Below are 15,605 nucleotides of genomic sequence, written 5' to 3'. Positions count from 1 at the left end.
CGGGTGTCTGTCAAGATGGGGAATCGTGTTGACCCCACAGCTTGTCTCGCTCCTGCTGCCACTCGTTACAGACCAGGCCCTGATCACGATCGTTGTGGTGATCGCGGTCGTTCTCGTCGTCGGCACGACCGGTCTGGTCGTCGCCCGGCGGCGCCGTTCCGAGCTGCCCGCGGCCACCAAGCCCGCCGTGGAGGCACCGGAGCCGAAGGTCGGTGAGGACGCCGAGGAACCCCGGGACACCCCGACCCGGACGCTGGAGGACGCCGAGCTTCCGGAGGCAGAGACTGCTCCCGCCGCGACGCTCGAGAAGCCGGAGTCCGCACAGGGCCGGCTGGTCCGGCTGCGCGCCCGGCTGGCGCGTTCGCAGGGCTCGCTCGGCAAGGGCCTGCTCGCACTGCTGTCCCGCGACAAGCTTGACGAGGAGGCGTGGGAGGACATCGAGACCACGCTGATCACCGCTGACGTCGGCGTCGCGCCGACGCAGGAGCTGGTTGAGAAGCTGCGCACCCGGATGCGCGTGGAGGGCGTCGGCGCCGCACAGGCCCGCGAGATCCTCCGCGAGGAGCTGGTCACCCTGGTCGACCCGTCGATGGACCGGTCGCTCAAGGCGAGCCGTAAGGACGGGCAGCCCGCCGTCATGCTGATGGTCGGGGTGAACGGCACCGGCAAGACCACCACCGTCGGCCGGCTGGCCCGCGTACTGATCGCCGAGGACAAGCACGTCGTCCTCGGCGCCGCCGACACCTTCCGCGCGGCCGCCGCGGACCAGCTGCAGACCTGGGGTGAGCGCGTCGGCGCTCGCACCGTGCGCGGTCCGGAGGGCGGCGACCCGGCGAGCATCGCGTTCGACTCGGTCAAGGAAGGCATCGCGGAGGAGGCGGACGTCGTGCTGGTCGACACGGCCGGCCGCCTGCACACCAAGACCGGTCTGATGGACGAGCTCGGCAAGGTCAAGCGCGTCATCGAGAAGACGGCCCAGGTGGACGAAGTACTGCTGGTCATCGACGCCACCACCGGTCAGAACGGCCTCACCCAGGCCCGCGTGTTCGCAGAGGTCATCGACGTCACCGGGCTGGTCCTGACCAAGCTGGACGGTACGGCGAAGGGCGGCATCGTGATCGCGGTGCAGCGGGAGCTCGGCGTACCCGTGAAGCTGGTCGGTCTCGGTGAGGGACCCGACGACCTGGCGCCATTCGACGCGGAGCAGTTCGTCGACGCCCTGCTGGAATGAACGATGTAGAGCTGCAGTAGCCGGCTTCGTCTCCGGGTGAAGGCCCGAACGAGAAGGAGATGACATGACCAAGTTCATGCTGCTGATGACCAACGACGGCGGTAAGACCGACATCCCGATGCTGGAATGGGACGAGGCCGACAGGAACGCCCACATGAAGCACCTGGGCGACTCGATCGAGCGGCTGCGGCAGAGCGGCGAGCTGGTCGAGGTCAACGCACTGACCTGGCCCAAGCACGCCAAGGTGGTCCGGGCGACCGGTGTGAGTGCGCCGGTGCTGACCGACGGCCCGTACGCCGAGGCCAAGGAGGTCCTGGCCGGCTACACGATGGTCGACGTCGAGTCGGAGGAGCGGGCGCTGGAGATCGCCGCCGAGCAGTCTGCCGCTCCCGGTCCCGGTGGTGTCCCTCTCGAGCAGCCGATCGAGGTACGCCGAGTGATGGACGGCGATGCCGATCTGCACGACTTCTGACCCGGCTGACGGCCTGGAGGACCTGCTGCGCGAGCTGACGCCGCAGGTCCTCGGCGCGGTCGTGCGCTGGTCCGGCGACTTCGCCGCGGCGGAGGACGCCGTCCAGGAGGCGCTGCTGGCCGCCGCGACGACCTGGCCTCGGGACGGCCGCCCGGACAAGCCGAAGGCCTGGTTGATCCAGACGGCCTCACGGCGGCTGATCGACGAAGTACGGCAGCAGCAGGCGCGCCGCCGACGTGAGGAACGCGCTGCACTGCGCGAGGTGCCGGGTGGGGAGACCGAGGAGCACGACGACACGCTCCGGCTGCTGTTCCTGTGCTGCCATCCCGCGCTCACCCCGGCCTCGGCGATAGCGCTGACCCTGCGAGCGGTCGGCGGTCTGACCACGGCCGAGATCGCTACGGCGTATTTGGTGCCTGAGGCAACGATGGCGCAGCGGATCAGCCGGGCGAAGCAGAAGTTGAAGGGCGCCAGCTTCGAACCGGACGCCGACCCGGACCGGCTGCGCAACCTGTTGCACGTCCTCTACCTGATGTTCAACGAGGGCTACACGAGTACCAGTGGACCGGAGCTGCACCGCAGCGACCTGTCGACAGAGGCGATCCGGCTGACGCGCGCAGTACGCGCACAGCTGTCCGATGACGGTCAGGTGGCTGGACTGCTCGCCCTGATGCTGCTGACCGACGCCCGCCGCGCAGCGCGGACCGGTCAGGGCGGAGAGCTCATCCCGCTGGCTGAGCAGGACCGATCGCTGTGGCACCACGACCACATCACCGAGGGCGTCGCACTAGCGGTCGAGGCATTCAACACGCCGCCACTGGGCGAGTACCAGATCCAGGCCGCCATCGCAGCGCTGCACGACGAGGTTGACCGCGCCGAGGACACCGACTGGCCGCAGATCCTCGCGCTGTACGGGCTGCTGGAGGACTTGTCCGGCAATCCGATGGTGAAGCTCAACCGGGCGATCGCGGCCGCCATGGTGGACGGCCCCGACGCCGGTCTGAAACTCCTCGAACCACTGGACGACGAGCTGGCCGGCCACTACCGCCTGGACGCCACCCGCGGACACCTCTACGAGATGCGCGGCGACCGCGAGACCGCCGCCGAACACTTCCGCGCAGCGGCCCGCGGTACGACGAGCCTCCCCGAACGCGACTACCTGATGACCAAGGCCTCCTCGCTCAGCTAGGCGTACTGCGCGAACCCCGCGGCAAGGTCGTCGTCTGTTGCCAAGAGCAACCGAAGGAGCACGCGAGCCTTGTACGGGTCGAGGAATCCGCCGTCGATCAGCCCGCGCTGCAACAGGTCGGTCTCCGAGCCGGGGGAGTGGTACGTGTTGCGGACCACCGAGCCGGCGCCGGTACGTGAGGTCAGGACGACGGGCATCCGGGCGGCCAGGTCGCCGAGCACCGGAGCGAGTGCGGCCGGCACGTGCCCCACGCCGTACCCAGCGACGACCAGGCCCTGGTGCGTGTCGGCCAGTCCCTGCAGCAGCAGGCCGTCGTCGTCCATGGTGACCGTGTAGAGCGCCACCTTGAGATTGTCGAGCTCAGCCGGCTCGGCGCTGCCCTGTACGCCGTCCAGCCGCAGCGGTCGGGTGAGGACGCTGACCCGGTCCTCGACGACATGGCCAATCGGCCCGGTGTTGGGTGACACGAAGGTCGCCGTACTCGTGCTGTGCGTCTTGCGCACCCAGCGCGCCGCGTGGATCTCGTCCTTGAAGACGACCAGTGCGCCCAGATCGCGCGCCGCGGGGGAGCAGGCGACGCGAAGTGCGGCCAGGAGGTTGGCGGGACCGTCGGGACCGGCCAGTGTCGGGTTGCGCATCGCACCGGTGAAGACGAGCGGTTGCGGGTGCGGCCAGACCAGGTCCGCGAGAAACGCGCTCTCCTCGAGCGTGTCGGTGCCTTGCGTGACCACAACGCCCGCAGCACCGGCGGCGACGGCCTTCGAAGCGGCGTCGACGACCTCGAGGATCTTGGCGGCGGTCAGGTTGGCGCTGGGGATCTTCTCGATGTCCTGGATCTCCACCGGGTGGCCCAGCTCCGACAGCCCGGGCATCGCCGCGGTGAGGTCGTCACCGGTCAGCCGCTGGCTGCCTGCCATCGAGATCGTTCCGCCCAACGTGAACAACGCGACGCTCACTGCGTATCTCCTGTCAATCGACCTGTGTCATGTGGTGCGCGCTCTGACGTGCATCCGCTCCCCTTGCGGGCCGTAAAGACATAGCACCTCTGTCGGTCCAGGACCGGGATTGGCGAACCAGTGCGGCACCCGGCAGTCGAACTCGGCCACCTCACCCTCCTTCAGGATGAAGTCCTTGTCGCCGAGCTTCAGCCGGACCCGCCCGGACAGCACGTACAGCCAGTCGTAGCCCTCGTGCGTCTTCTGCACCATGTCGGTGCCCGGATACCCCTCCGGCAGGATCTGCTTGAACGCCTGCATCCCACCCGGCCGGCGGCTCAGCGGGATGTGCACCGTGCCGTGGCGCTTGATCGGCTTCGCATAGATCCGCGGGTCGCCGGTCGGCGGTGCGTCCACCAGCTCGTCCAGCTGCACCTGGTGCGCCCGGGCGAGCGGCAGCAGCAGCTCCAGCGTCGGCCGGCGCTGACCGGACTCCAGCCGGGACAGCGTGCTGACCGAGATACCGGTCGTCTCGGACAGTTGGGCCAGCGTGGTCCCGCGCTCGATCCGCAACGACCGCAGCCGCGGTCCGACCGACTCGAGGACGTCCTCGTCGTTTGCCATACCGGCAACAATACTTGTTGAAAATGAAAACCACGACGCATCCTCGGATCACGTTCGAGAAGAGGAGTGCGGGACATGACGAAGTACGACGTGATCGTGATCGGTGGCGGCGCCGCCGGCCTGAGTGGAGCGCTGGCCCTGGTCCGGTCCCGCCGCTCGGTGCTAGTGATCGACGACGGTACGCCGCGCAACGCGCCCGCGGAGGGCGTGCACAACTTCCTGACCCGCGACGGCACGCCGCCGGGTGAGATCTACGCGCTCGGCCGCCAGGAAGTCATCGGGTACGGCGGTGAGATCGCCGAAGGCACGGTGACGACGGCGAGGAAGGACGACGACGGTTTCACGGTCGAGCTGGCCGACGGTACGACGTACCGGAGCCGGCGACTGCTGGTGACGACCGGGCTGACCGACGTACTGCCCGACGTGGCCGGACTGGCGGAGCGCTGGGGGAAGGACGTCATCCACTGCCCGTACTGCCACGGCTGGGAGGTGCGGGACCAGGCGATCGGCGTACTGGCGACCAGTCCGATGGCGATGCACCAGGTGCAGCTGTTCCGGCAGTTGAGTGATGACGTGACGCTGTTCCTGCACACCGCGCCGGAGCCGACCGATGAGCAGTGGGAGGAGCTGGCTGCCCGCGGCATCTCCGTCGTACAAGGCAAGGTCGAGCAGGTCGAGGTGTCCGACGATCGGATAACCGGAGTACGGCTGGAGGGCGGCAAGGTCATTCCCCGGCAGGCGCTGGCGATCCAGACCACGGTGCGCGCCCGGGCGGGGTTCCTGGCCGATCTAGGGCTGGAGCCGACCCTGGTCGAGAACAACGGCATTGAGGTCGGTACTGCGATCCAGGTCGATGGCATGGGCGCGACAGAGGTCCCCGGCGTCTTCGCGGCAGGCAACGTCACCAATCCGATGGCACAGGTGATGCCGTCCGCTGGGGCCGGCCTGATGGCGGGTGCCGGGATCAACTACGACCTGATCCTGGAGGAGACGGCTCGGGCGCGATCGGAAACTCGCTCTGGCCGCAGGGAGTAGTTGAGGAGTTGAATATAGGCGGGAGGGTGGATGCGCGACACGGTCGACCCGGATTTCGCCTCGTTCGTGGATGCACGACAAGGCAGATGGCTCCGTACGGCGTACCTGGTGTACGGCGATCTCGAGCGAGCCGAGAAGGTGCTGCTGCGCGCGTTCACGCAGCTGTCGATGCAGTGGACCAGGGTGGACGACCCGGACGCATTCGTGCAGCGGGTGCTGTACCTGCCGGCGCTGAAGCCGTGGAATCGCACGCCGGCGTTCCCGGACGAGGACGACCAGGTGAAGGCCGCACTGGGTGAGCTGACACCCGCACAGCGCACCGTGTTCGTTCTGCTACACGTGGAGGAGCTCACCGAGTTCGAGGTGGGCGATCTGCTCGGGATGTCGCACACCGCCGTCCACGCGCACGGTCTGACCGCCTTCGGGCGGTTCCGTGCAGCGCTGGGCGCGGGGGACTGGCGTGATGCCCATGAGGCGTGAAGACGTTCCACCGCTGCTGGTCCAGGCAGCAGACCGGCTGCCCGAGCCGGATCTGGCCGATGCGGCGTGGGCAGCCGGACTGAAGGTACAACGGCGTCGGCGCCGGATCGCCGTGGTCAGTGTGATCGTGGTGTTCGTCGTACTGCTGATCGTCTCGATCTCGATCGAGGTGGGGTCGCGCGGCAATGCGGACATCACCCCGCCGAACAGACCCCCGACTCCGCGCGACTACCTCGCACCGGCCGGCAAGATCGCCGGGATCGACTTCTGGGTGGCGCCGCCGCCCGGTAGCGAGCGGCTGCTCGATCGGCTCGAGACTCCGCTCGGCGACCGGTTGGAGCTGCCGAGCAAGGTGCATCCGCTGGCCAAGCACAAGCTCGACCGCGTCGCCGCCGTGGTGCTGGTGAAGAACGGCGACGTCTACGAGCCGCTCCTGCTCGGCCGCGACTCTTCCTGGTCGCAGGCCGCGGTCCAGCTGGTTCCCGTCGACGGTGGTTCACCGCTGAGCTCGGGAGCGGTGTCACCCGACGGCAGGGTCGTCGCCTTCCCGCAGCCCGGGAAACTCGTCACCGTCGACGCCTCGACGGCCGAGATCTCGCAGTACCCGCTGCCCGCCGGCGACTTCCGGAGTGTGTCCTGGGTCGAGGACGCCGAGCGCATCCTGGTCAGCGGACCAGGTGTCGCGTACCGGGTGCTGGTCGGCGAGGGCGGCGACGGTGAGCCGCCACTGGTCCGGATCGAGGGCTCGGACGACCCGGATGCGGTCACCTCGCCGTTCAGGATCGAGACCGGCTACCTGATGCGCTACCTCGTCACCGGTCAGTGGACCGAGGAAGGCCCGCTGACGCTGCCGGTCCGGACGTGGGTCGGTCAGACGTTCTCGTCCGGCAGCGGTGTCGCCCGGCTGTTCGTCGCGGAGAAGCTGCCGGAGGTCCCGACGATGAGGTCGCAACCACAGGGCGTGGCGGCCGTTTCAACCCTGAGCATGCGGCCCAGCCGGCTGCTGATCCTGGGTGAACCCTTCGCCGGCTCGGCGCAGACACCGCCCGGCGCCGGGGATACCTCCTACGTGCGGGAGCCCGGCTGCTGCGCGGTACTGGGCTGGTACGACCAGCAGAACGTGCTGGTACAGGTCCGAGGCTGGGTCTTGGCCTGGGACCTGGACTCAGGACAGGTCCGCAGGGTCACCGAACTCGCGGTGGGCGAGCTGGCTCTCGGACCGGGTCTGCGGCCATGAGCCGCTCCACCCGTCGAGGATGGCCCGCAGGGTGACGTCGGCCAGGCGCTCGGCGTCCTCCGGCGGCGGCATCGGACGTCCGGTCAGTGCCCGGACGACGAAGACACCTGCCATCCACTCCACCATCACGACCGGATCCGCGGTGCTGCGGACCCGTTCTCCCCGGGCTCTGGCCCGGTCCAGCGCGGCCTCGGTCAGCTCGATCCGCCGGTCCAGGACATCCCGGTAGATCTGCGCGGACCGCGGGTCGCGGTTCGCCTCGGCGACTGCGAGGCGGATCAGTGCGAGTCCCCTTTCACTGTTGGCGAAGATCAGTGCGGTCCGGTAGACCTCCAGCAGGTCGCCGGCGATCGAGCCGGTATCCGCATCCGGTATCTCCATGTTGAACAGGTCGGCCATGGCGTCGTTGGCGAGCAGCTCCTTGCTGGCCCACCTGCGATAGATCGTCGCCTTGCCGACCCCCGCGGCCTCGGCAACGTCGTCAACCGTCATTCCGTCGAATCCCCGCTCCAGCAGCAGCTGTACGGCGTACCGGCGGATCCTCGGCTCGGCCTCCGGGTCCCGTGGTCTGCCGCGGCGCGGCCTCACCCCGTAGATCGGCTCCATTTCTACGTCCCCAGCTCAGACGGGTGCAGTGGCGCGGCTGCTGGCCCGTGTGGTCCAGGCCAGAGTGCCACAAGTTGGCCTCCGGTGACTCATGTCACCGCGATGTCACCTGGGAGCCCGCTTTGTCACATGCCTGAAACAAACGGACCGATCGGCTGAAACGGCGCGCCGACACCGTGTGCGTTGTGGCTGAGCGGCGGGCTCCCCGGCGTTGTGGAGACCTCCCGACTGAGGACGCCGGCCACCCCCAGTTCGATGGAAGGGATGACGTTGATGGAGATCAACGCCGGCGATACCGCCTGGGTTCTGGCCAGTGCCGCCCTGGTGATGCTGATGACCCCGGGCCTGGCTTTCTTCTACGGCGGCATGGTGCGCGTGAAGAGCGTGCTGAACATGATGATGATGAGCTTCATCACCATCGCCGTCGTCACCATCCTCTGGGTGGTGGTCGGCTACTCGCTGACATTTGCCGGTGACACCGGGCACGTGATCGGGAACTTCTCCGAGGTGGGCCTGAAGGGCCTGCTCGCGCCGGAGGCGGTGAGCGGGACGACGCCCACGCTCGCATTCGTCGCCTTCCAGCTGATGTTCGCGATCATCACCCCCGCGCTGATCTCCGGGGCGATCGCCGACCGGGCGACCTTCCGCGGCTGGATCGCGTTCGTGGTCGGCTGGACGCTGCTGGTGTACTTCCCGGTCGCGCACTCGGTCTGGTTCCTGGACGACGGCAACGGCGGATGGATCGGTGACAAGCTCAAGGCGATCGACTTCGCCGGCGGTACGGCGGTCCACCTGAACGCCGGTGCCGCCGCGCTCGCGCTGGCGATCGTGCTGGGCAAGCGGGTCGGCTGGAAGAAGGACCCGATGCGGCCGCACAGCCTGCCGCTGGTGCTGCTCGGCGCCGGTCTGCTGTGGTTCGGCTGGTTCGGGTTCAACGCCGGCTCCGCGTTGAGCGCCGGCACCACCGCCGCGGTCACCTTCGTGAACACCCAGGCCGCCACCGCCGCCGCGGTGATCGGCTGGCTGATCGTCGAGCGGATCACGCACGGCAAGGCCACCACGCTGGGTATGGCGTCCGGTGCGGTGGCCGGTCTGGTCGCGATCACGCCGTCGTGTGGTGCGGTCACCCCGCTCGGTGCGCTCGCGGTCGGTCTGCTGGCCGGCGGCATCTGTGCCTTCGCGGTGTCGTTGAAGTACAAGTTCGGCTTCGACGACTCCCTTGACGTGGTCGGTGTGCACTTCGTCGGCGGTCTGTTCGGCTCGCTGGCGATCGGTCTGTTCGGTTCGGCGGCCGCACCGTCGGCCGTGAACGGTCTGTTCTACGGTGGCGGCGCCACCCAGCTCGGCCGGCAGGCAGTGGCCAACGTGGTGGTCGCGATCTACTCCTTCTCCGTCGCCTTCATCCTGGGCAAGGTGATCGACAAGACGATCGGCTTCCGGCTCAAGGAGGACGACGAGGTCACCGGTGTCGACCAGGTCGAGCACGCGGAGACGGCGTACGACTACCTCGGTTCGTCGGGTCTGCGCGGCGCGCTGTCGTCGCGCCCGGTGTCGGCTCCCGCCGAGACGACCGAGAATGGGTCCACTGAGGCCACGGAGCCGTCGGAGAAGGAAGGTGTCAAGGCATGAAGCTGGTCACCGCGGTGGTCAAGCCGCACAAGCTGGACGACGTCCGGGCCGCGCTGGAGACGTTCGGCGTCACCGGTATGACGGTCACCGAGGCGAGCGGCTACGGCCGGCAGAAGGGCCACACCGAGGTCTACCGCGGCGCCGAGTACGAGGTGGACCTGGTCCCGAAGGTCCGGCTCGAGGTGGTCGTCGAGGACGGTGACAGCGCCGACGTGGTCGACGTGATCGTCAAGGCGGCGCAGACCGGCAAGATCGGTGATGGCAAGGTGTGGGTCACCCCGGTCGACACGATCGTCCGGGTCCGAACCGGTGAGCTGGACGGAGACGCCCTCTAGATGGTGGACAGAGCAGAGCAGCGGCGCGTCCGTGCCGAGGAGGCCGACGCGCTGCTGTACCTGCTCCTCTCCAAGGCCTGTGACGCCCTCGGTGTACCTACCGAGGGCGTCGCGCTGGTCGCGGTCGGCGGCTACGGCCGGGAGGAGCTGTCGCCGTACAGCGATCTCGACGTGATGCTCGTGCACGTCGAGGGGTACCCACGGGTGGACGAGCTGGCCGCACAGATCTGGTATCCGCTGTGGGACTCGCGGACCAAGCTGGACCACAGCGTCCGAACACTGGCCGAAGCACGCGAGGCTGCCGCGGCGGACGACCGGGTCGCGCTCGGTCTGCTGGACGCGCGACACGTCGCGGGCGATTCACATCTGACCCTGCAGCTCCGGTCCGTGCTGATGGCGGACTGGCGTCGTACTGCGCGGACCCGGCTGCCCGGTCTGGCGCAGGCGTGCCGCGATCGCGCGTCCACGGTCGGAGAGCTCGCGCATCTCGCGGAGCCCGACCTCAAGGAGGCGTACGGCGGTTTGCGGGATGCCGTCGTACTGCGTGCGTTGGTGGCGTCCTGGCTGGTCGACGTACCGCACCCGGTGGTGGAGCGGGCGCGGCGCGATCTGCTCGAGGTCCGCGACGTACTGCATGAGGTGGCTGGTCGGGCGACTGACCGGTTGGTGGCTGATCTGGCGGGTGAGGTGGCTGCTGGGCTCGGTCTGTCCGGGCGGGACGAATTGCTGCGGCATGTGTATGCGACAGGCCGGACGCTGGCGCATGTGTGCGACGTGTCGTGGCGACGGGTCGAGAGCTTGATGACCAAGCCGCCGCGTTCCCGGCGCCGTCAGCGGACCGGTGGGCCGCTGCTGCTCGCGCTGGACGAGGGAGTGGGCCAGCACGAGGGCGAGGTCGTGCTGATGCCGGATGCGCGACCGGAGCGCGACCCGGTGCTCGGTCTGCGTGCTGCTGCGGTCGCTGCGGATCGTGAGCTCGTTCTGTCGCCTGCTGTCTGTGCTCGGTTGGCCGCGTCTGCTGCTGACCTGCCGGAGCCGTGGCCGGGGGAGGCGCGGCGGTTGCTGTGTGCTCTGCTCGGTGCGGGGAGCGGACTGCTTGAAGTTTGGGAGGCCTTGGACCAGGCCGGGTACATCTCGCGCAGCCTGCCCGAGTGGGACTCGGTGCGGTTCCGGCCGCCACAGTCAGCGGTCCACCGGTTCACCGTCGACAGGCATCTGCTGGAGACGTGCGTCGAGGCGTCGGCGATGGTCCGCGACGTACGGCGGCCTGACCTGTTGCTGATCGCTGCACTGATTCATGACTTGGGCAAGGCGCTCGACGGCGACCACAGCGTCACCGGTGCGACTATTGCGGCTCGTTTGGCCCGCCGCATGGGCTTCAGCGATACGGACTCGGACACCATCGCGCTGCTCGTCCGGCAGCACCTGATGCTCGCGCAGGTCGCCACCAGACGGGACCTGGACGACCCGATGACCGTGGACATGGTGGCCGGCATCGTTCGCAGTACCGAGACCTTGGACCTGCTGGAGGCGTTGACGTACGCCGATGCGCGGGCGGCCGGTCCGGCTGCGTCATCACCGTGGCGGATGCGGCTGGTGGGTGAGCTGTGCCGTCGGGTGCGCGGTGAGCTGTCCGGTGGCGGCGAGGGTATGTGGACCGAGGCGCCGCCCGTTCCGGTGCCGGTGCTGCATCAGGTGGTCGGTGTGGGACGGCTGGGGCTCACTGTGTCCGACCACCACGGCGACCTGCGGATCAACGTCGCCGTACCCGATCAGGTGGGCACGCTGTCGACGGTGGCCGCCGTACTCGCTGTAGAGCGGCTGGCCGTGCGGTCCGCGGTCATCACGTCTGTTGAAGGCCTTGGTATCTCGCAGTGGACCGTCGCAGGTTCGGCTCCCGATCCGGTCCGGCTGCGGGACCGGCTGGCTGTTGCGCTGCGGGACTCGAGCGACGTCGTACGCCGGTTGGCTGCACGGGACTCGTCTGCTGCACGTGTTGCCAGCAGAGTGGACCTGCTACCGGACGCGTCCGAGACCGCGACTGTCCTGCAAGTGCGAGCACATGACCGTCCAGGACTGCTGTACGACGTCACTGCGGCTATCGCTGCGACTGGTGCTGACATCCGCTCTGCGCACGTCAGCACGCTCGGTGCGGAGTGTGTCGACGTCTTCTACCTCACCGACCGCCACGGCGCGCCACTCGAACCGGAGGACGCGCGAACGACGGCAAAGTCTGTCCTCGATCGGTTGACGTTCTAGTGTCAGCGCTGTGCATGTCGTAGAGGCTTTACAGCGCCAAGCCGTCGCTTGCGAGGACCTCGGGTCCCCGATGTACGCCGAGCTGCTCCGGCTGATCGTGGACGACTACGAGGTCGGTGGCGTGTCCGTCGAAGTACTGGAGGGGTACGAGGACCGATCGTTCGGTGAGGCGATCGGCCTGCGGTTGCTGGGCGCCGTACACGGTCTGGTGCTGTCCGGCACGGTGCCTGAGCTCGCGGCGTACTACCCGAGTGTGGGCGGCGCGTGGGACCCGGTGCTCGGCTGGGAGGCGTTCGAGCAGGTGCTGCAGGCGCGGGTAGGGGAGGTGCGCTCGCTTTTGACCCAGCCGCCACAGACGAACGAGGTGGGTCGGTCGGCCTCCTTGTACGGCGGTCTGCTGCAGCTGGTCGAGGCCGTGCCGTTGCCGGTGCGGCTGTTCGAGATCGGTGCGTCGGCCGGGCTGAACCTCCGGGCGGATCGGTACCGGTACCTCGCGGACGGGTCGTCGTACGGGCCGGAGGACAGCCCGGTGGTGTTCTCGTCAGCCTGGTCGGGACAGGTGCCTGCTGCGGACCTGCGGATCGTGGAACGCGTGGGGTGCGACATCGCCCCGATCAATCCGCTGACGCCGGACGGAGCGTTGACGCTGACGTCGTACGTCTGGCCGGATATGACGGAGCGCTTGGAGCGGTTGCGGGGTGCGTTGAAGGTCGCGCGGGAGGTGGCGGCCGACGTACGCCCGGAGGACGCCGTCTCGTTCCTGCGCGCGTTGGAGCTGTCCGAGGGCCATGTGACGGTGGTGTGGCACTCGATCATGTGGCAGTACCTGCGACGCGTCGACCGGGCCGCGGTGGAGGAGCGGATCGAGGAGCTAGGTGCTCAAGCGACCGAGTCCACACCGCTGGCCCACCTCAGCCTCGAGCCGCACCACGTGATCAGCCACGAGCGGGGCACGGATGGCTGGGAGTACCGAATCGACCTCCAGACCTGGCCAGGCGGATCCCGCCGAACGCTCGGCACGGCAGCGCCGCACGGCCAGGAGCTCCGGTGGACAGCTACGGAGTAAGAGATGCGACCAGGGTGTCGGTCAGCTCGGCCGCGTAGACGCCGTCCGGGTCGAGGTCCGGGTCGAAGATGCCGACGTCGATCCCCACACACTTCGGAGAGGCCAGTAGCGGGCGCAGGAGTGCTTGCAGTTGAGCATGGTCGATCCCGCCCGGATCCGGGCTGTCGACCGCGGGCATGATCTCCGCGTCGAGGATGTCCACGTCCAGATGCACCCAGAACCCGTCCAGCTCGTCCCGCTCGAGATGCTCAAGTGTCCCGGCCGCTGCGGCGTTCACGTCCTGCGCGATCGTCAACGCCGGCCACACCGGGATCCCGGCCTTCACCGCGTCCGCTGCGTACTCGTCGTCCTCGCGGATCCCGAGCAGCACCGCGTCGGCGTCCCGCGTGTACGGCGTCAGCCCTTCGAGATCGGTCAGATCGGTCTGCCCGCGTCCGGTGACCAACGCCAGCGCCTCACCACCTGCGGCCCCGACGTACGGCGCGTTGTCGACCGTCCGGAAGTCCGAGTGCCCGTCCAGGTACACCACGCCGTACCGCCCCAGCCGCTTCAACCCCAACGCCGGCCCGAGCAGATTGCTGCACTCACCGCCGAGCAGGACGACGAACTTCCCCTGCTCGACGAACCCCGCGACCCGGTCCGCCAACTTCACCGTGTACGCCGCGATCGCCGGCGCGTTGAACACCCCGTCGCCCGGCTTCCAGGCCCCACGGTCGTACCGCGGCGGCGTCACGCACCCACCGTCCTCCGCCCCGATCCGCCCCACGAACCCGTGGTCGCGCAACGCCCCGGCAAGTTTGTAACACCCCGGCACAGTCCCCTCGACCGGCGGCCGCAACCCCAAGTTAGAAGGCCCATCCACCACAACCCGCACACCAAACTCCTAACCCGTGAACGCCACCCGACAGGTTAGATCCTCAACGCTCCACCAACCACTGTCAATCACCTACCCACGCCCGGCCTCACCAGGACGACGCACCCCCGGCACCCCCGGCACCGACGCACCCCGCCCCACCCCCGCCGCCCGAGCAGCCGCCGCCCGCGACCCATCCCCAAGCCCCGACCCCCGCCCCGCCGCCCCCGCAGCTGGCGCCACCCCACTCAAAAACCGCGCCGCCGCCACGTCCTTCATTTGACTCGGCCCCGCCTGTGCCCCATCGACCGGCGCTTCACGACCTACCTGCTGTTGCGGTACGTCGCCCGTCTCAGCGATCCGCGCCGGATGCGGCCCCCGCCGCCTGATCTCTTCAACCTTCGCGTTGAGCCCCCGCCCGATCTCCTCAGCCACATGCTGCCCAGCCTCAGGCGACCGCCCCGCCAACGACTCCCACTGCGGATGCAACATCGTCTCAACCAACTCCTGCCGCACCGCCTGCCGATCCACCCCCTCAGCCGGCGCAATCTCCTCCAACCGATTCCGCACAACAGCCTCAGCCAACTGATCAAACTGCATCACCGCCGGCCCTCGACTGAGCCGATCAATCAACTCCCGTCGATCAACACTCACCCCAGCCGCCTGCTGAACCAAACCATTCGCCGCCGCATACGCACCGCTGTGCTCCTGACCACCGAAGGACAGGTCCTCGTAGCCAGCCAGCTCAGCAAACGCCTCGAAGTCGTCGGCAGCGCGGACCGCCGCCACACCGTCATACAGACCCCGCGACTGCGTCGTCCGGACCGCATTGGCCTCGCCTGGCGCCTCCAACTTCATCCCCGCCTGCGTGGTACGGGTCAGAACCGCGTCCAGTGCGCGCGCCTGGCGCCGAGGGTTGGCGGTCGGATCCCTCGTCAGCCCTTCGCGCAGCAGCAACTCATGGACACCGATCGCCCCGGTGTCTTGGTCGAAGCCGCCACGTCCGCTCGTCGCGTACAGCTCGCGGTTCCACCGGTCGGCCACTGTCGGCCGGAGCTGCCGCGCCAAGTCGTACAACCGGGTGAACTCGCGGTACGTCGGCGAGTCCTCAGGAACGCGCTGGGCGGACTCAGGCATCCGAGGCCGGGAAGGGAGTGTCGGTCAGCGGGAACGATGGGTCGCGGATCCAGCGCTCCATGGACTCGAGATCCTCGGTCATCGCCCGGATGTCGTCCGCCTCGTCCTCCGACGCGCGGTCGGCGATCTCCCAGATTCGTCGTCGTGCTTCGGCCAGCATCGCGATCTTCTCGTCGGTGTTTCCCTTCGGCGGATACGCGGCCGCGTGGACGCGGTCCGCCTCGTAGTACAACTCGCTCCACTCGCGAGGCGGCGCCGGCGGCTCGGCCAGACGGGCGATGAGCCGGTCGGTCCATGCGCGATGGTCGTCCGAGGCGTCGGCCGGGACGAGCGCTCGCAGCTTCTCCTGCTCGGCCGGGACGTTGACAGGTTGTGTGCTGCGGACCCGATCGCGGGCTCGGCCGAAGGCGTTGTTGAAGGCTGGGATGTCGAGGGGCATGGCGTTCACGGTAGCGAGAAAGAGTCCCTTGCCGCCGGAGTTATCCACAGGTTGCCGGGCCGGTAGACTCGGGGAGTT

General features: G+C 68.6%; 16 protein-coding genes. 10 read left to right on the top strand and 6 right to left on the bottom strand.

Annotated elements, in window-relative coordinates; translation table 11 throughout:
* Window positions 1-22: 22 nt before the first annotated feature.
* The 3 genes from ftsY to ACQPYH_RS30510 all read left to right on the top strand — a co-directional run bounded on the left by ftsY (window position 23) and on the right by ACQPYH_RS30510 (window position 2,892).
* Complete coding sequence (ftsY, locus tag ACQPYH_RS30520) at window positions 23-1,231, top strand: signal recognition particle-docking protein FtsY (RefSeq protein ID WP_432894530.1); 1,209 nt, start codon at window positions 23-25, stop codon at window positions 1,229-1,231.
* A 64-nt stretch (window positions 1,232-1,295) separates the two neighbouring features.
* Window positions 1,296-1,703 (top strand): YciI family protein, encoded by a 408-nt coding sequence (locus tag ACQPYH_RS30515; protein ID WP_432878249.1) that lies wholly within the window; start codon window positions 1,296-1,298, stop codon window positions 1,701-1,703.
* Window positions 1,681-2,892 carry an RNA polymerase sigma factor gene (locus tag ACQPYH_RS30510; RefSeq protein WP_432878247.1) on the top strand — a complete coding sequence of 404 codons (1,212 nt, stop codon included), beginning with the start codon at window positions 1,681-1,683 and terminating at the stop codon, window positions 2,890-2,892. Before ACQPYH_RS30515 ends, ACQPYH_RS30510 begins: the two co-directional genes overlap by 23 nt.
* On the opposite strand, the gene ACQPYH_RS30505 is transcribed toward ACQPYH_RS30510, so the two are convergent.
* Together ACQPYH_RS30505 and ACQPYH_RS30500 are read right to left on the bottom strand one after the other, a co-directional pair.
* Window positions 2,889-3,848 (bottom strand): asparaginase, encoded by a 960-nt coding sequence (locus ACQPYH_RS30505; RefSeq protein WP_432878244.1) that lies wholly within the window; start codon window positions 3,846-3,848, stop codon window positions 2,889-2,891. The genes ACQPYH_RS30510 and ACQPYH_RS30505 overlap by 4 nt on opposite strands.
* Window positions 3,849-3,875: 27 nt before the next feature.
* Window positions 3,876-4,451 (bottom strand): helix-turn-helix domain-containing protein, encoded by a 576-nt coding sequence (locus tag ACQPYH_RS30500; protein WP_432878241.1) that lies wholly within the window; start codon window positions 4,449-4,451, stop codon window positions 3,876-3,878.
* 75 nt (window positions 4,452-4,526) lie between these two features.
* On the opposite strand from ACQPYH_RS30500, the gene ACQPYH_RS30495 reads away from it, so the two are divergent.
* Genes ACQPYH_RS30495 through ACQPYH_RS30485 form a run of 3 tightly spaced genes read left to right on the top strand, consistent with a single transcriptional unit; the run spans window position 4,527 to window position 7,203 of the window.
* Window positions 4,527-5,486 carry an NAD(P)/FAD-dependent oxidoreductase gene (locus tag ACQPYH_RS30495; RefSeq protein ID WP_432878239.1) on the top strand — a complete coding sequence of 320 codons (960 nt, stop codon included), beginning with the start codon at window positions 4,527-4,529 and terminating at the stop codon, window positions 5,484-5,486.
* Window positions 5,487-5,516: 30 nt separating this feature from the next.
* Window positions 5,517-5,966, top strand: a complete 450-nt coding sequence (locus ACQPYH_RS30490) for a sigma factor-like helix-turn-helix DNA-binding protein (RefSeq protein WP_432878236.1) — start codon at window positions 5,517-5,519, stop codon at window positions 5,964-5,966.
* A complete protein-coding gene (locus ACQPYH_RS30485) occupies window positions 5,956-7,203 on the top strand; it encodes a hypothetical protein (protein WP_432878234.1) in 1,248 nt (415 codons plus the stop codon). Before ACQPYH_RS30490 ends, ACQPYH_RS30485 begins: the two co-directional genes overlap by 11 nt.
* Here ACQPYH_RS30485 and ACQPYH_RS30480 read toward each other — a convergent pair.
* On the bottom strand, window positions 7,132-7,809 hold the full coding sequence (locus ACQPYH_RS30480) for a TetR/AcrR family transcriptional regulator (protein WP_432878232.1): 678 nt from the start codon (window positions 7,807-7,809) through the stop codon (window positions 7,132-7,134). The two genes, ACQPYH_RS30485 and ACQPYH_RS30480, sit on opposite strands and share 72 nt — an antisense overlap.
* Window positions 7,810-8,073: 264 nt before the next feature.
* Here ACQPYH_RS30480 and ACQPYH_RS30475 point away from each other — a divergent pair, with 264 nt between their 5' ends.
* From ACQPYH_RS30475 to ACQPYH_RS30460, 4 genes are read left to right on the top strand one after another with little or no spacing between them, the layout of a single operon-like run.
* Entirely contained in the window at window positions 8,074-9,438 is a 1,365-nt protein-coding gene (locus tag ACQPYH_RS30475) for an ammonium transporter (protein ID WP_432878230.1), read from the top strand.
* Window positions 9,435-9,773, top strand: coding sequence for a P-II family nitrogen regulator (locus ACQPYH_RS30470; protein WP_130449218.1), 339 nt, complete (start codon window positions 9,435-9,437; stop codon window positions 9,771-9,773). Before ACQPYH_RS30475 ends, ACQPYH_RS30470 begins: the two co-directional genes overlap by 4 nt.
* Entirely contained in the window at window positions 9,774-12,032 is a 2,259-nt protein-coding gene (locus ACQPYH_RS30465) for a [protein-PII] uridylyltransferase (protein WP_432878228.1), read from the top strand.
* A gap of 10 nt (window positions 12,033-12,042) precedes the next feature.
* Entirely contained in the window at window positions 12,043-13,098 is a 1,056-nt protein-coding gene (locus ACQPYH_RS30460; protein WP_432878225.1) for a DUF2332 domain-containing protein, read from the top strand.
* On the opposite strand, the gene ACQPYH_RS30455 is transcribed toward ACQPYH_RS30460, so the two are convergent.
* From ACQPYH_RS30455 to ACQPYH_RS30445, 3 genes are all read right to left on the bottom strand, one after another.
* Window positions 13,088-13,972 carry an arginase family protein gene (locus ACQPYH_RS30455; RefSeq protein WP_432878223.1) on the bottom strand — a complete coding sequence of 295 codons (885 nt, stop codon included), beginning with the start codon at window positions 13,970-13,972 and terminating at the stop codon, window positions 13,088-13,090. The two genes, ACQPYH_RS30460 and ACQPYH_RS30455, sit on opposite strands and share 11 nt — an antisense overlap.
* A gap of 72 nt (window positions 13,973-14,044) precedes the next feature.
* Window positions 14,045-15,088, bottom strand: coding sequence for a hypothetical protein (locus ACQPYH_RS30450; RefSeq protein WP_432878221.1), 1,044 nt, complete (start codon window positions 15,086-15,088; stop codon window positions 14,045-14,047).
* Complete coding sequence (locus ACQPYH_RS30445; RefSeq protein WP_432878219.1) at window positions 15,081-15,527, bottom strand: hypothetical protein; 447 nt, start codon at window positions 15,525-15,527, stop codon at window positions 15,081-15,083. Before ACQPYH_RS30445 ends, ACQPYH_RS30450 begins: the two co-directional genes overlap by 8 nt.
* Between the last annotated feature and the right edge of the window lie 78 nt (window positions 15,528-15,605).

It is taken from the genome of Kribbella sp. CA-245084, from assembly GCF_050942355.1.
Classification (GTDB): domain Bacteria; phylum Actinomycetota; class Actinomycetes; order Propionibacteriales; family Kribbellaceae; genus Kribbella.
Note: the sequence above shows the minus strand (reverse complement) of the source record. Positions and strands in the feature narration are given on the sequence as shown.

Coding starts and splice junctions, on each gene's coding strand:
- ACQPYH_RS30515 (WP_432878249.1), top strand. CDS start 1,296: ATGACCAAGTTCATGCTGCTGATGACCAACGACGGCGGTAAGACCGAC.
- ACQPYH_RS30510 (WP_432878247.1), top strand. CDS start 1,681: ATGCCGATCTGCACGACTTCTGACCCGGCTGACGGCCTGGAGGACCTG.
- ACQPYH_RS30500 (WP_432878241.1), bottom strand. CDS start 4,451: ATGGCAAACGACGAGGACGTCCTCGAGTCGGTCGGACCGCGGCTGCGG.
- ACQPYH_RS30495 (WP_432878239.1), top strand. CDS start 4,527: ATGACGAAGTACGACGTGATCGTGATCGGTGGCGGCGCCGCCGGCCTG.
- ACQPYH_RS30490 (WP_432878236.1), top strand. CDS start 5,517: ATGCGCGACACGGTCGACCCGGATTTCGCCTCGTTCGTGGATGCACGA.
- ACQPYH_RS30485 (WP_432878234.1), top strand. CDS start 5,956: ATGAGGCGTGAAGACGTTCCACCGCTGCTGGTCCAGGCAGCAGACCGG.
- ACQPYH_RS30480 (WP_432878232.1), bottom strand. CDS start 7,809: ATGGAGCCGATCTACGGGGTGAGGCCGCGCCGCGGCAGACCACGGGAC.
- ACQPYH_RS30475 (WP_432878230.1), top strand. CDS start 8,074: ATGACGTTGATGGAGATCAACGCCGGCGATACCGCCTGGGTTCTGGCC.
- ACQPYH_RS30470 (WP_130449218.1), top strand. CDS start 9,435: ATGAAGCTGGTCACCGCGGTGGTCAAGCCGCACAAGCTGGACGACGTC.
- ACQPYH_RS30465 (WP_432878228.1), top strand. CDS start 9,774: ATGGTGGACAGAGCAGAGCAGCGGCGCGTCCGTGCCGAGGAGGCCGAC.
- ACQPYH_RS30450 (WP_432878221.1), bottom strand. CDS start 15,088: ATGCCTGAGTCCGCCCAGCGCGTTCCTGAGGACTCGCCGACGTACCGC.
- ACQPYH_RS30445 (WP_432878219.1), bottom strand. CDS start 15,527: ATGCCCCTCGACATCCCAGCCTTCAACAACGCCTTCGGCCGAGCCCGC.